Source organism: Sunxiuqinia rutila (genome assembly GCF_050589705.1).
Lineage (GTDB): Bacteria > Bacteroidota > Bacteroidia > Bacteroidales > Prolixibacteraceae > Sunxiuqinia > Sunxiuqinia rutila.
The window spans coordinates 48,059-63,416 of record NZ_JBNGOT010000006.1 but is presented as its reverse complement, the minus strand read 5'-3'; the positions used below and the strand labels follow the sequence as shown (position 1 = coordinate 63,416).

At 38.3% G+C, this 15,358-nt stretch carries 10 protein-coding genes; 8 read left to right on the top strand and 2 right to left on the bottom strand.

Features of this window, described 5'->3' with window-relative positions; translation table 11 throughout:
• The first annotated feature begins 1 nt into the window (after position 1).
• The 8 genes from ACRD6K_RS08975 to ACRD6K_RS08940 all read left to right on the top strand — a co-directional run bounded on the left by ACRD6K_RS08975 (position 2) and on the right by ACRD6K_RS08940 (position 13,081).
• Complete coding sequence (locus tag ACRD6K_RS08975) at positions 2–895, top strand: hypothetical protein (RefSeq protein WP_430972979.1); 894 nt, start codon at positions 2–4, stop codon at positions 893–895.
• Between the two features lie 157 nt (positions 896–1,052).
• Positions 1,053–2,585 carry a class I SAM-dependent DNA methyltransferase gene (locus ACRD6K_RS08970; RefSeq protein ID WP_430972978.1) on the top strand — a complete coding sequence of 511 codons (1,533 nt, stop codon included), beginning with the start codon at positions 1,053–1,055 and terminating at the stop codon, positions 2,583–2,585.
• Between the two features lie 4 nt (positions 2,586–2,589).
• Positions 2,590–4,131: a DNA recombination protein RmuC gene (locus tag ACRD6K_RS08965; protein WP_430972977.1), complete on the top strand. Its 1,542-nt coding sequence runs from the start codon at positions 2,590–2,592 to the stop codon at positions 4,129–4,131.
• Positions 4,132–4,134: 3 nt separating this feature from the next.
• Positions 4,135–5,310: a restriction endonuclease subunit S gene (locus tag ACRD6K_RS08960; RefSeq protein WP_430972976.1), complete on the top strand. Its 1,176-nt coding sequence runs from the start codon at positions 4,135–4,137 to the stop codon at positions 5,308–5,310.
• A gap of 396 nt (positions 5,311–5,706) precedes the next feature.
• The gene (gene mblB, locus ACRD6K_RS08955) at positions 5,707–6,849 is read left to right on the top strand and encodes an anti-phage 6A-MBL system MBL-fold protein (RefSeq protein WP_430972975.1); all 1,143 of its coding nucleotides are present in this window, start codon (positions 5,707–5,709) and stop codon (positions 6,847–6,849) included.
• Position 6,850: 1 nt separating this feature from the next.
• Entirely contained in the window at positions 6,851–9,076 is a 2,226-nt protein-coding gene (gene cap2-3, locus ACRD6K_RS08950) for an anti-phage 6A-MBL system cap2_3 protein (RefSeq protein WP_430972974.1), read from the top strand.
• Complete coding sequence (locus tag ACRD6K_RS08945; protein ID WP_430972973.1) at positions 9,060–9,566, top strand: hypothetical protein; 507 nt, start codon at positions 9,060–9,062, stop codon at positions 9,564–9,566. Before cap2-3 ends, ACRD6K_RS08945 begins: the two co-directional genes overlap by 17 nt.
• 116 nt (positions 9,567–9,682) lie before the next feature.
• Entirely contained in the window at positions 9,683–13,081 is a 3,399-nt protein-coding gene (locus ACRD6K_RS08940) for a DEAD/DEAH box helicase family protein (RefSeq protein WP_430972972.1), read from the top strand.
• Positions 13,082–13,235: 154 nt separating this feature from the next.
• Here ACRD6K_RS08940 and ACRD6K_RS08935 read toward each other — a convergent pair whose 3' ends face one another.
• Both ACRD6K_RS08935 and ACRD6K_RS08930 read right to left on the bottom strand, forming a co-directional pair.
• Positions 13,236–13,526 carry a hypothetical protein gene (locus ACRD6K_RS08935; protein WP_430972971.1) on the bottom strand — a complete coding sequence of 97 codons (291 nt, stop codon included), beginning with the start codon at positions 13,524–13,526 and terminating at the stop codon, positions 13,236–13,238.
• Positions 13,527–13,712: 186 nt separating this feature from the next.
• On the bottom strand, positions 13,713–15,344 hold the full coding sequence (locus tag ACRD6K_RS08930) for an RNA/DNA-binding domain-containing protein (protein WP_430972970.1): 1,632 nt from the start codon (positions 15,342–15,344) through the stop codon (positions 13,713–13,715).
• Positions 15,345–15,358 lie beyond the last annotated feature (14 nt).

The following is a 15,358-nucleotide window of genomic DNA, read 5'->3' as shown; positions in this document are numbered from 1 at the left end:
TATGGCATATATACCGACAATTGTTGTTGACGATGACAATCCAACAATATTAAAACTGTTTCGCTTAAAAGCTGCTGCAAATGGAGTAAAAGTTGTTGATTTATCTAGCTGGGATAAAACCAAGGAATACTTGGAAAGTGGAAAAGAAGTTGATGCTGTGGTTTTGGATGCGAGAGGACAGATGACGGCAGATTCAACACCAGGAGACGAGCATCTGCTAGAATCGTTAACATGGGTTAAAGCAGCTAAGATACCTTATGCAATTTACACAGCATACACAGCTGAACTTCCTATGCTTAAACAGCAATTAGCTGAGAATAGAGTGTTTTCAAAGGGGAAACATAAAGAAGAGGACGTTTTTGAATTTTTGAAACAAGAAATAGCAAAATCTCCTAAAGCAAAATACCCGGAACCATTCGCTTGCTTTGGTGGTAATTATCTCGATGTTAAATACCAAGAAATGCTAATGAATGTTGTGCTAACACTTCAAAATGAAGAGCTAACTAATCCTGAAGCCATACTTTTCAACCCATGTCGAATTATACTTGAGAGTGTTTTTCAAAAGGTTAATGAGTTTGATGAACGTGTTCTTCCCTATGCCCTTCTGAGCTATGATGACCAACGAGTTGGATTAATAAATTGCTCCAAATACCTTAATGGAATAACCGTAACTATACGAACAATAGAACAGGGTAAGCCCAAATACACACCGTATAGCGGTCCAAGAATCTTTGATGATTATATCTCTCAACAGGTTCAGACAATAATAGGAATATGTCATCCGGCATCCCACGCCATTCAAAACAAATATTCCACGTACACCTTTAAATCTGTGCTCTGGGCCTTATTTGACGTGCTTATCTGGCTGAAGAACTTTATTGATGAGAGAAGCTAATTTTTACTATGCACGACCACTGCACACATTTGCTATATCTTTGATTTATGATTGAAGAACATTAACAACTGTGAATAACTAACGTTGATAACAGGCAAAAGAAAAAAGCATTAAAAGAAATGTTTAACAATAACTTTGTAGAATTAAAACTAAAAATATGCTGACAGGACAACAACGTAGCGACATAGATAAAATCTGGAAAGAGTTTTGGCAAAACGGGATGACTGACCCGTTAAGCATTATTAAGCAGATTACCTACCTGCTTTTTATCCGCAACCTCGACCGTCAGCAGGAATTGAAGGAGAAACAGGCGAACAAACTAAAAATGCCAGTGCAAGACCCTATTTATTCTGACGAACAAAGAGATTTACGCTGGAATGTTTTTAAGGATAAAGACCCGGAACAAATGTTTAGCCTTTTCCGAAAAGAAGGTGGTGTTTTCGACTTTATTAAAAGCATTGGAGCTAAAGGTGGATTGTTTGCTGCAACTATGCGGTACGCCAACTTCGATATTAATAGTCCTAAACTCCTGGACCGGGTTGTTCAGATGATTGACACCTTAAAAATCGATGACCGTGATTCGAAAGGTGACGTATACGAATATCTGTTGTCGAAGCTGGCAACAGCCGGTATTAACGGACAATTCCGTACACCAAAGCATATAATTCGATTGATGGTTGATTTACTACAGCCAAAAACAGATGAACTGGTTTGTGACCCCGCTGCCGGAACTGCTGGATTTCTGGTTGGCGTAGTTGAGTACCTTCGTGATAATTATCCTGAAGAGTTCTACAAAAAAGAATTCCGCCAGCATTTCAATAACGGGATGTTCAGCGGTTTCGAATCGGATAACACGATGGTTGGTATTAGTGCCATGAACCTGCAAATGCATGGTATCGATAATCCGAAGCTACAGTACATGGATGCTCTTTCCAACGATAATACAGAGAAGGACAAGTTCAGTCTCGTGTTGGCAAATCCACCGTTTTCAGGTTCTGCCGATTATGATGGTATTGAACTCAGCCTGAAAAAAGCTCTGAACCTCGGTAAAACTGCAAAAACTGCAAAAACGGAATTACTCTTCCTTGCCCTAATGCTTCGAATGCTTAAACCTGGTGGTCGTTGTGCAGTAATTGTACCGGCAGGTGTGCTGTTTGGAAGTACCAAGAGCCATAAAGCTGTCCGTCAGCAATTGGTTGACGACCATCAACTGCAAGCTGTGATTTCGATGCCGAGTGGTGTATTTAAACCCTATACCGGAGTTGCTACAGCCATTCTTATTTTCACTAAAACAGGAACCGGTGGCACCGATAAAGTTTGGTTCTACGATATGAAAGCCGATGGTTTCTCCCTGGATGATAAACGTGAACCACTGGGAAAATTGAATGAGGAGACAAAAGCAGTTACTGCATCGGTTGAGGAAAACAATATCCCCGACATTATTTCAAAGTTTCATGCCATTGAAAAGGGTGAAGAGCTGAAGCAACTTCGCACCGGACAACACTTCTTCGTATCGGCAGACGAAATCCGTGATGAAGGATACAACCTTTCGTTCAACTTGTACCAGGAAGTGGTTTACGAAGAGGTTAAATACGACTCTCCTAAGAAAATTATTGCAAAAATCGGAGATTTGGACAAGGATAGAATGGACCTGATGAAAGAGCTAAATAACCTTTTAAACATACAGTAGAGCCATGGAAACAATATTTTTAATCGTTAACAGTATCCTGCTACTTGGAATTTTGTTGGTTGTGTTTCTGAAGAAAACGAAAACCGACAAAACCCCATTTGTTGAGCTACAGGCAGCTATGAAAGAAGGTCTTGCTGATACCCGGAAGGAATTTCGTGAAGTGAATGCGGAAAACAGAAAAGAAATAAACGACCTGTTTAAAGGACTTCAGGATACTGTTTTAAACCGGATATCTGAAAACATAACCCTCCAAAAAAATCAGTTGGATTCCTTTTCCAAGTTGTTAACTGAGCTAAAAGATAAGCTTATTGACAGTGCTCAGAAGTCTAACGATGCAATAAGCCATAAGCAGAACGAGTTTACCGAAAAGACAGGGCAAAAATTTACTGACTTCGAAAAGAACCTGAAAGATGATGCGAAAACCAACCGTGAAGAATTGGCGAAGGGATTAAAATCGTTTGAAGATAAATTTGCCGAAAACATTAAAGATTTTAACGAGCAATTACGTCAGAAATTCAGCGACCTAAGTAAGCAGCAACAGGATTTTAATACTCAATCAAAACAAAGTATAAAAGAGATGCAGGAGGGCGTAGAAAAACAACTAAAATCGATTCGTGAAGACAATACTACTCAGTTAAACGAAATGCGAAAAACGGTCGATGAAAAGCTTCAAACAACGCTTGAGAAAAGACTTGGTGAATCATTTAAACAAGTTAGCGACCGTCTGGAACAGGTGCATAAAGGTTTAGGTGAAATGCAGAACCTGGCAACAGGAGTGGGCGACTTAAAGAAGGTGTTATCGAATGTAAAAACAAGAGGTATTTTGGGTGAATACCAATTGGAAAATATACTGGAACAGATGCTAACACCCCAACAATACGCTAAAAACGTAGCAACTAAAAAAGGTAGCCAGGCAAATGTTGAGTTTGCAGTAAAAATGCCGGGTAAAAGTGACGATGATACCGTTTGGATGCCTGTTGATTCAAAATTCCCGGTTGAAAGCTATCAGTTGTTGCTCGATGCTTACGACACAGGTTTGCCGGAAAATATTGAAGTGGCCCAAAAAGCATTATTAAAAGCTATTGATGGATTTGCCAAAGACATTAGCCAGAAGTACCTCGACCCACCGCACACAACAAACTTTGGTATTATGTTCTTACCTGTTGAGAGTTTGTATGCTGAAGTTTTAAGACATCCCGGACTTTTTGAGAAACTTCAAAACGACTATAAGATTACGGTTACCGGACCAACAACACTTGCTGCCTTACTAAACAGTTTAAGCATGGGATTCCGCACTTTGGCTGTACAAAAGCGGAGTAGCGAAGTTTGGAATATATTATCAGCGGTTAAGACAGAGTTTAGTGAATTTACGAAAGTATTATCTATCGCTCACAAGCAAATAAACACCGCTTCCAGTACCTTGGATAAGTTACGTACAACCCGCACAAATCAAATGAAGCGGAAGTTAAAGGAAGTGCATACCATCGAAGTTGACTCTAAAAATATATTGGAACTACCGGATGCTGAATTTGAAATGGAAGAGTAATAAATGATGAATTGGAAAAACATAAAGCTTGGTGATGCAGCGACCTTTGTAAATGGTTATGCTTTTAAACCTAAGGATTGGAGTAATTCCGGCAAAGAAATTATTCGAATCCAAAATTTAACAGGTAAAGGTAGCGACATCAATTTCTTTCAGGGTGAAATAGATGAAAAATATAGAGTAACCAACGGTGATTTATTAATTTCTTGGTCTGCTACTTTGGGGATTTTTGAATGGGCAAAAGAGGATGCATGGTTAAATCAACATATTTTTAAGGTTGTTTTTAATAAAAAGGAATTTGACAAGACGTTTTTTAAATACCTGATTTCCTCCGTAATTAAATTTTTCGAACAGCGAGTTCATGGCTCAACAATGAAGCATATTACAAAAGGTAATTTTGATGCCGCTATTGTACCTTATCCACCTATAGAAGAACAGAAACGTATAGCCATGATACTCGACAAAGCCGATGCCCTGCGCCAAAAAAACAAACAACTGTTAGCTGCATACGATGAGCTTCTTCAATCCACTTTCCTGGAAATGTTTGGTGACCCGGTTACAAATCCGAAAGGTTGGGATAAAAGTTATTTACAGAATTGTTATCCGTCTCCAAAATCAGGGACAAAATGTGGTCCTTTTGGTAGTGCATTAAAAAAACACGAATATACTGATACAGGAATACCTGTTTGGACTATGGACAATATTCAGCCTAATAGATTTGTTGATGGAAAGAGCCTGTATATTTCAGAGAATAAGTACGATGATTTGCTGGGTTACAAAACTGAAAAAAATGATGTAATTATTTCTCGTGCGGGTACTGTTGGAAAAATGTGTATTATACCCTACGATGGAAAAGCTATCATTAGCACTAATTTAATTAGGCTTCGTCTGAATAAAAATGTTCTAAGACCGATATATTTTACAACGTTGATGTCAAACTGGGGACCTAAAGTCGCTAGGTTAAAAACTGGACGGGATGATAGTTTCACTCATATGAATACCGGGATACTAAATAAAATAGAATTACCTATTCCTCCTATTCGCCTTCAAAACCAATTCAGCCAAATCGTTGAAAACATCGAAGCCCAAAAATCGATATTAAAGCAAAGCATCCAGGAAAGCGAAGATTTATTTAACGGGCTGGTACAAAAAGCATTTAAAGGAGAGCTAAATGAACAATAGTTATATATCTACAATACTAGATAACATGACACAAAAAGGGAGTGTTTTGACCCAGTGTCAGAAAAATACTTGTTTTGCTGCATATTTGTCATAAAAATACTTAAATAAAAATATGGCCACATTGTTGTGTTGTGGTCTACGAAACAAAAAGATAAGTTGAGTTAAAACCAGAAACAAAAAAAGTCGCCTGTAAGCGACTTGGGTTTGGAAAAATGCTTTGGTCGGCAATTAGAGGAGTAACTCACCTCAATAAATCTCCAAACGAGGCTTCAAATATAGGACATTTCCGTAATATCCAAGCCTCTTTCCCAGAACAACTGCAAAGCCCTTAATATTCAGCTAACTGAAGTAGCTGAACAGGGAGAATAGTATGTATAATTTTAAAACATTTAAACAATGGGAGATAAACATTTAATTAAGTATTACCCGGTTGATAACGCAGATAATTCGCTTATAAAACTTAGCGATAATACAACCATTCAGGTTGACTGCCAAATAAGAGAAGGTGAAGAAAACTTGGATGGTGTTAAAATTTATGATGTCAAAAAGGACATGTTAAAAGAACTACAGAAGGATGCTAACGACAATCCGTTTGTAGATTTGTTCGTTTTATCGCACCCGCACAAAGACCATTGTGCAGGATTTGAAGGGAATTATTATTGTGGCGACCCGGATAATTATTCTGACGATAATAGGGAAAATGAAGAAATAATCATTGGTGAGCTTTGGGTCACACAAATGGTTTTCGGAAATAGTATTTGTGATGAAGCTGTAGCCATCAGGAAAGAAGCCAAACGAAGAAGAAAACTGTTTGAAGAGAAACCATGGGAGGCTAACAAACAAGGAAACCGGTTACACATTATTGGTTACACGAAAGATGATGGTGTGGTTGACGGACTTAACTACATTCCAGGTAGCACTGTAGACACAATTAATGGAAAGTATTGTAACTATGCTTCGATTTTCATACATGCTCCGTTTAAGAGCGATTTAGTTTCAGAGACAGCTAATGATGACCATAATGCTACAAGTATTGTATTCCAAATTTCATTTAAAACCAGTTTATTTGGTGAAATTAAGTCTAGAGCAATTTTCGGTGGTGACGCAGACCACTACATCTGGGAAAAAGTAAAAACGATTTCGGAGGACAATGGTAACTCGGATAAATTAAAGTGGAATTTATTTCTAGCACCTCACCATTGTTCTTGGTCCTTTTTTAATGACAGACCTTACGAAGACCATACGGAGCCGATGGATTATTCATTGGCATTGTTGGATTACAAAGAGAAGGGTGCTCATGTTATTGCATCAAGTAAGAAAATTAAGAATGAAAAGCCGAATCCACCACACTACCCGGCTAAAGAAGAGTATGTAAAAAAGGTCGGAACAGGGTATTTCCGAAATACAGGCGTAAACAAAAGTGAGACTGCTCCTAAACCTTTAGAATTTGAAATTTCCGACAGTGGTACTAAGCTAAAGAAAGTTGCTGCAACAGTTGCAACTGGTATGTTAGGGAATTCGTCACTAAGAGCAGGATAGTATGAGCCATGCATATCCAATAATTGACGGCATAGCAATTAGTTATGAGGAACTGAAGTTGGCAAGGGCTAGAAGGTTAGCCTTTGCAGTTCTTCATCATCCGTTTTGTCTCAACGACTCTATTCGTTTTATTAAAAGACAAGATGGTGCTGAGGTAATTGTATTAACTTTTGATAACGAAATACCTGAAAATCCGCAAAATGGGATACAGGTATATGAAGAAGTTGCAATCATTTGTCACGAAGCAGACAAATACCATCCAGAAATCTATGCCTTACGTGAAGACTTTGTTGGTGGATTACCACACACAAACGTTTGTCTGTTTGAACATCCTGTTAGCCTGTGTGTAACAGAGCAAATCTTTGAAGAAGTAAGGCATCGTTTTAATGAATTTGAATTTATCGAACTAATTAGAACCTGGTTTGCACTTACTGCTGAAGGGAAATTGCATCAGGAAGACCAGCCTTTGGAATCATTTTTTAGGACAGGAGGTTATGTTGTTGCACCACAAAACTTACCATCAGATGAATTCAACTTTTTGCGAAAAGTTGGAGATATGGAACTTTATTATTTAAGCAAAGAACCAGCCGGTGAGGCTCCATTTTCAATAATAAGTTTTATCTCTGATGCTCAGGTTCATGGTTTTATTCGGAAAGAGCCTGTTAAAATTGCTGATTTGGATGATGTTGTAGTTCTCCAAGGTGTTCCGTTTTCCGAAGCATTTGTGCGGTTTCTAAATGAAAACCTGAGCCAATTTACTTTAAGAGAAGCATTTTTTTCATGTAAACTTGCCTTTTGCTGTAGGATACCTGTGTTACGTTATGCGGGAGATAATGAACCTTCTTCATATCAGCAATTGTATTTTTTAACGGACAAAAGTTTTACTGATATTGGATTAGATTCAGGGTGTATTGGAGAAGTTCAAGGGAATTTTGGTTATCTAGTGCCGAATAAATTTGAATTAGATATCGTAAAAGAAGTTTCTGTAAAAACATATACATCGCTATTTGATTTTACACAAGATACTGCTCCCCTATATAACCAATCCGAAGTTACTTCTAAAAATATGCTGCTGATTGGTGCAGGTGCTTTGGGTTCCCAAGTATTAAGCATTTTTGCTCGTTTGGGATTTGGAAAATGGACGGTCGTTGACCATGACTTTCTGTTTCCGCATAATTTAGCCAAACATTCGCTTGGAAGACAAAGCATTGGATTTAATAAGGCGGTGGAAATCGCAAAAGAAGTAAACAATTTATTAGGTTCAGAATTTGCTTCTCCCATCGATAAAAACTTTAATGCTTTTGTCGATGACGAAGGAATTGAGGGCAAATTAGCGAAGTTCGACTACATTGTTGACATGTCCACTTCAATTGCAGTTGCCCGGAAATTGGCGAGAGACCTTAATTCAGAAACGAATAAACCCAGAATTTCAATGTACTTAAATCCAATCGGGTCCGACCTGGTATTATTGGGTGAGGACAAAGAAAGAAAACACAGGTTGGACTTGTTAGAAATGCAATACTACAGATGCCTTGTCGAAAATGAAAGGTTACACGACCATTTAATAATACAGCAAACCGATAAGGTTAGATATAATCGCAATAGCTGCCGTGAGGTAACTAATAGAATCAACCAAACAGATGTTGCAATTCACGCTTCCATTGGTGCTAGAGCACTTCAGCAAAAAATAAAAGATGGTAATTCATGCATTTCTATTTGGAACATTGACAAAGAGACACATGAAGTGAAGCTGTATGATTTTGAACCTTCAACTTGGAAGATAATAAAAGAAGATGAATGGGAAGTTTGTATTGATACATGGTTAATAGAAAAAATGCAAACTTACCGTCTTTCCATTTTGCCCAAAGAAACAGGAGGTGTACTACTTGGTTCCATCGATACAGAAAGGAAGATAATTTATCTATTCGACTCAATCTTTGCACCGGAAGATAGTATTCAGGAAAGGAGAAGTTTCATACGCGGTAAAGAAGGATTGCTCGAAGAATATAAAAAGTATTTAAAAATAACAGATAACCAGATGGTCTACTTAGGTGAGTGGCATTCTCATCCTGAAAATTGTTCAACAAATCCGAGCGAACTTGATGAAGAACTATTTAGCTATCTAGCTCGCTTTATGGGGAGCCAAGGTTATCCAGCCGTTATGTGTATATTGGGTGATGATAATATAAACGTGCAAATCAAAATTAACGATGAAAGAAATAGTTGATAAAATTTCGTCTTATAATCTGTTTAACTATCTGTTTCCGGGGATAATCTTTGTGCTTCTTTTAAACGCCACAACATCCTATAACTTAATACAGGAGAATATTGTTGAAGGTGCGTTTTTGTATTACTTTATTGGCTTATTAATAAACAGAGTAGGGTCATTGGTCTTCGAACCTGTGCTCAAGTTTATAAAATTTATAAAGTTTAAGCCACCAAACGAATATCGCCAAGCAAAAGCCCTGTATCCGAAAATTGAAATTTATTCAGAAGTAAATAACATGTTTAGGGGTATTAGTGCAATGCTATTTTTTCTTATTGTTTTTGTGGTTCTGGAAAAAACTGGGATATACATCGATTTTTCAAAAGGGAGTATTCAAATAGTATCGTTGCTGTTGTTGTTTGTTATGATGCTTTTTGCCTACCGAAAGCAGACAAAGATAATTGTCGATAGAGTGGGAAATGTACTAGAAGAACAAAAAAATAAACAATAATAATATAAAGATGGCATCTGTTGTGATGCCAAATTTTTTATAAGAGATATTGGCCTTTTTATCATAAATACTACCTTTATAGCAATGGATTAACCAATAACCGTAACCCATAGAGGATGCATAGTAACTTCAGTTTTTTACAGGGTGAATGGGACTTCCTGTTCAGATTAGCTTTGGAGGCAGAAAAGAATGCTAAAACTGCACCCGTTACTTCTGTGTTTTATGCACGGCTTACCCTCGAAAAAATAGTTAATTGGTTATACGAGAATGAAGGTTATTTAAACCAGCCTTATCAAACCAATCTTGCGGCCCGAATGGCAGAACCTACATTTGTAGAGATTATTCCACCTACCATTTACGGGAACATTGATTACATCCGAAAGATGGGGAATATTGCTGCCCACCAGGGCAAAGCATCCCCAAAAATCAGTGTTGCCTGTATCCGGTTCTTATATCGCTTTCTTAGCTGGACTGCCAAGATGTACAGTGAAGCACCACCTGAAGTTACAGAGTTTGATGAAGAGGCTCTTCCAAAAGTAGGTGCAAAAGAAAAAACCAAGCACCAGCTAGAACAACTCGAAGAGAAAAATAAGGAGCAAATAGAGCTGGCCAACCGTGAGCGAAAAAAGCGGATTGAAGCTGAGGAAGAGCTTGCTAAAATGAAGGAGCATTATGCTCTGATAAATGAGCGGAAGAAAAATAATACACCAGTTCAGCTTCCGGCAGAACAATTCTCAGAAGCAAAAACACGAGAGTTATACATCGATGCCATGTTGCGTGAAGCAGGCTGGAATCCACAGGCTCAAAATGCAATGGAATACCCGGTTGTTGGTATGCCCAAATCGGTGAATCCAACAGGTAATGGATATGTCGACTATGTGCTTTGGGGAGACAATGGTTTACCGTTGGCAGTAGTTGAAGCGAAAAAGGCTTCACGAAGTATTCACGAAGGCAAGCACCAGGCAGAACTTTATGCAAATTGTCTGGAAAAGATGACAGGTCAGCGTCCTGTAATTTATTACTCCAACGGTTTTGAAACCGAAATCTGGGACGATACCTTTTATGCTCCGAGGACTGTACATGGTTTTAATACTAAAGAGGAATTACAGACAATCGTGAATCGTAGGAGCGATAGAATTGACCCTAGAATTCAGCCAATAAATAACGAAATAACGAACAGGGTTTATCAAAAGCTGGCGATAAAAAGCGTCCTGGATAAATTCATAAAGGATGCCCCAAGTGGTATCAGGGGTGGTTCACGTAAAGCTTTAATCGTTATGGCCACCGGTACGGGGAAAACAAGAACAGCCATATCTTTTGTTGACGTGCTTTTTAAAGCCGGGTGGATAAAAAAGGTTCTTTTTCTTGCAGACAGAAATGCACTGGTTACGCAAGCCAAACGAAATTTTAATAAGCTACTTCCGCATTTATCGTCAATCGACCTTACAAAAGAAAAAGAAGATACAAATACCAGGCTAGTGTTCTCCACCTATCCAACTATAATGAACAGCATCGATGGTGTTCATAATGGTGAAGAACGTTTTTATTCTGTTGGTCATTTCGATTTAATAATAGTGGACGAGGCACACCGTTCGGTGTATCAAAAATACGGTGCTATCTTTCAGTACTTCGATGCCCTGATGCTTGGACTTACAGCGACACCTAAAGACAGTGCAGATTATGACACTTATAGGCTATTTGACGAAGAGCAAGGTATTCCTACATTCGATTACGAATTGGAAGAAGCTGTTGATGAAGAGTATCTTGTACCGTTTAAAGCCAAGCAATACGACCTTGGATTTGTTAGTAGAGGTATTCAATACGATGAACTTACACCAGAGGAACAAGCCAGATACGAAGAAACTTTCCGTGATGAGCAAGGTAATGTTCCTGATGCAATTAATGCTTCGGCAATTAACTCGTGGTTGTTTAACGAAGATACGGTTGATAAGGTGTTGGATATTCTTATGTCCAATGGTATTAAAGTAGAAGGTGGTGATAAAGTTGGGAAAACCATAATATTTGCAAAGAACCATCCTCACGCTTTGTTTATCGAAGAACGTTTTAACAAATTGTATCCACAATACGGGAACAAATTTCTTAGGGTAATAGATAACTATGAAAAATACGCCCAGGATTTAATCGATGATTTTGAACTCATCGAAAAGATGCCACAGATAGCTGTATCTGTCGACATGCTTGACACGGGAATAGATGTTCCTCCCATAGTAAACCTCGTAATCTTTAAACCAGTTTATAGTAAGTCCAAGTTCTGGCAGATGATAGGCAGGGGAACACGCTTATGTCCAAATCTTATTGCTCCGGGTGTAGATAAGACACAATTTAATGTATTCGATTTTTGCAGAAACTTCAGTTTTTTCAACGAAAATGAAACCGGTATTGAGCCATCGAATTACGATTCCGTTTCAGCGAGAATTTTTAAAAATATTCTTTCAATTGCTGAGGCCTTCAGAAGCGAACCTTATTTGGATAATTACCATCAAAAAATTAGAACAGAACTATTGGACTGGCTACACGGAAGAACTGTTGCTTTAAATAAAAATACTTTTACTGTAAAAATGGTTTTACGTACCGTTGAGAAGTTCTGTGAACGTAAAGCCTGGAATACGCTAACGAATGATGACATTCATAACATATTTCATGACCTGGCTGGCTTAATTTTTATTCCAGAAGACGATGAAAAAGCAAAGCGTTTCGATGGTTTAATGACAAGCTATCAACTTGCAATAGCAGAAAATGCAGCATCCCAAACTCGGCACCGAAATAGAATAATACAAATCGCAAATCAGCTTTCCCGCTTACTTAATATTAACGAAGTTGCAAAAGTAAAGAACTTAATAATAGCAGTTACAAAAGAAGAATTTTGGGAACAGGTTAACTACCAAAAATTGGAGCTGGTTCGTACATCGTTCCGAAGCTTAATTCAATATATTCCGGAAAACGAAACAGTGGTTTACCGGACTGATTTTGAAGACGAAATTTTGGGAGTTGAAGAAGTGGATGTTGTTGCTGGAGGTTATACTAAAAGCGATAATTACAGATTGAAGGTTGAGAAATATATACGGGAGAATAAGAACCATCTTGTAATACAAAAGCTTCGTAATAACGTAAAGCTTACCTCGGCAGAACTTCAGGTTTTGGAAAAATTGGTATTTGAAGACTCACAAATCGGTTCGAAGGATGATTACATAAAAAACTACGGGGAACAGCCACTGGGTAAGTTTATTCGTTCTTTACTGGGGCTGGAAGAGGAAGCAGTACAGCAAGCTTTTTCCGAGTTTATCGATACCGGAAATTTAAGAGCAGAGCAAATACAGTTTATTCGTACAATCGTAACTCACTTTAAGATTAACGGTATTCTTGAACTGCATCAGTTGGCACAACCACCATTTACAGAAATAAACGACAACGGAATTTTTGGCTTATTTGACGATGAAGACCAGGATAGAATTATTCGTATTGTTGAGGATGTTAATGATAATGCGGTTGGGTGAGTGTCAGTAAACAGTAAATTGATTGTTTCAAAAAAAGTTAAATAAAGCACAAAACGAAAGTGGCATCCCTACGTTTTTCTCCCTGAGGTTCCAACTTTGGATTTGGATTGAGAATTGTTAAAGAAGATCCGCATGGTGTTTTGTGCACAAAATACTAATCACAATTGTCCCATTTAGTGCCCCGCCAATCGCTTATATAGCCATTGGTTTTGCACAGAGGACAAACCCAATAAATGTCATCTGTGTCATGGGTAATAAATGCCACAACCAAGCCCTCGCAGTCCTTTTCAATGCATCTTATTGTCGGTTCAGCATCATAGTCACCTGTAGTTGCATCATCGATTAGCAAGGCCAAAAAGTTGGCTAATTCACGTGCTTCTTTGGGCATATCTGTTGGGATATTACCGCCTTCATCTAGGAAGTGTTGAAAATTGGTGATATGCATATATTTAATAATTGAGAGGCGAAAATTACTCATTAAATACCGACCAGTTGTGTGTAATCTGAAAAATCTCTATTGCATTTATCGGAACTTTTCGGTCATAGTTCAATAAAAATCACAAAAATTTATTTGGGTATTCGTCAGGAAGAGATTGATGATGATTACAGGTTCCCGAACAATTCCCAAACCTTATTCTTTTTTAATTGTCCAGTAGCCAACCTTGTCTGAACCGTGACGTTCAATAAGCTGAGCATCTTTCAATTTTGAGATATAGGTTTCTATTGTTCTTGTTGAAACGCCTAAAATCAGACTGGCTTCTGTTGCTTTTATATCTTTTTCAATTGCTATCAGCAATAACATGAGCATCAATTTCTCGCTACTTTTTCTCCGAAGTTTTTCTTCGTTTTCTCCGAAGTTTACCCCGAAGTTTTCTTGGAGTTTCTCCGAAGTTTCTCCGAAGTTGAGTTTCATATACTCCGTAAATGTCCCGTAAACACCCCGTAAATCAGCTATATTCTTTTCTGATGACTTTTGTGTTCGTTCAGCAATTACACCGAAGTTTCTCCGAACTTCTTCCCATTTACTCCGAACTATCTCCAAACTGTCTCCGACCTCTGGTTTTTCTTTAACTGTAGTCTTTTGTTCTAATTCGAACTTTATAATTACCGAATCGAAATCGACATCAAAAACGGGTTGAGTATTATTGTATTCCTTCCAGTTGAATTCAATATTATCGAGACCGTAACCTGCATTCTCAGCTAACTTCACCACCCTGAATAATTTAGTAACTATAGGATTGCGAGGCAGGGAAATATCTTTTCCTTTTAGCTCTTCAATGGGTTTTGGCATCCCATCTGGATTGTAAAATTCAATGTGGTTGGTAAAAATTCGGATACGTGGACAAGCTGGCGAAAAGTGGTCGGAATGCATCAACATGTTTACCAGTGCTTCACGCAAGGCATCGAAACCGGGCGATACATCGGTGGCAAAACCTTCGTTACCCATTTTAAACTCCACATCCACTTTCGATTTTAAACGGGCAATACATTCAAAATAATACTCCCATAAATTCTCGTATTCATCTAAACGGAAAGTGTAGCGTACTTTTGTGTTGGTGTACGATGTGCCAGGTATTTCAAGCAAATCGATTCTGAAATCGGGAAAAAAACGTTCAATGGTATCACGCTTTCCCAGAAACAACAAACCACCCAAAGTACATTGCTCGCCATCCATTATACGAAGTTTTTGCAGGAAATCGGTTTCACCATATCGGTTGTAGCTTACCGTAGGATTAAATCGGCTCATATAGTCACGGTAACGCGAAAGCGAGGTGTCGCTAATATCGGCACGGCTTGTACCGGTGGCAATTTCTGAGGTTTTTGTACCAAAAGTCTGGTCACGGTACATGGAATCTATTTCCTCTTTGGTGGCTCTATGGTCGGAGCTTCCTCTGCGAATAAAAGTATTGGCAGGGCTGTTGTAATAAACAGGTTTGTTTTTGGAAACAGGGATGTAAAATGCCAATACCGTATTTCCATCGATAGTGTGTTTTGCTTGTCGGGTCGCTACAAAAACATTAAACTTTCCACCACGAATGGAATTCAGGAAATCCTGTTCTATTTTTTCTGGATTATTTACGCCCTGTATTTCAAACTTTTTACCCGTTTGTTTTACCCCAAAAATTAACCACCCTCCCGAAGTATTGGAAAAAGCGCTTACTGTTTCCCAGGCATCTTTGGGTATTTCCCCCTTTGCCGATTTTACCTCAAAATCTTCCCATTCGAGATCGGATAGTTTTTGTATGAGTTCGTCTTTGGTCATATGTAGTTGAATCC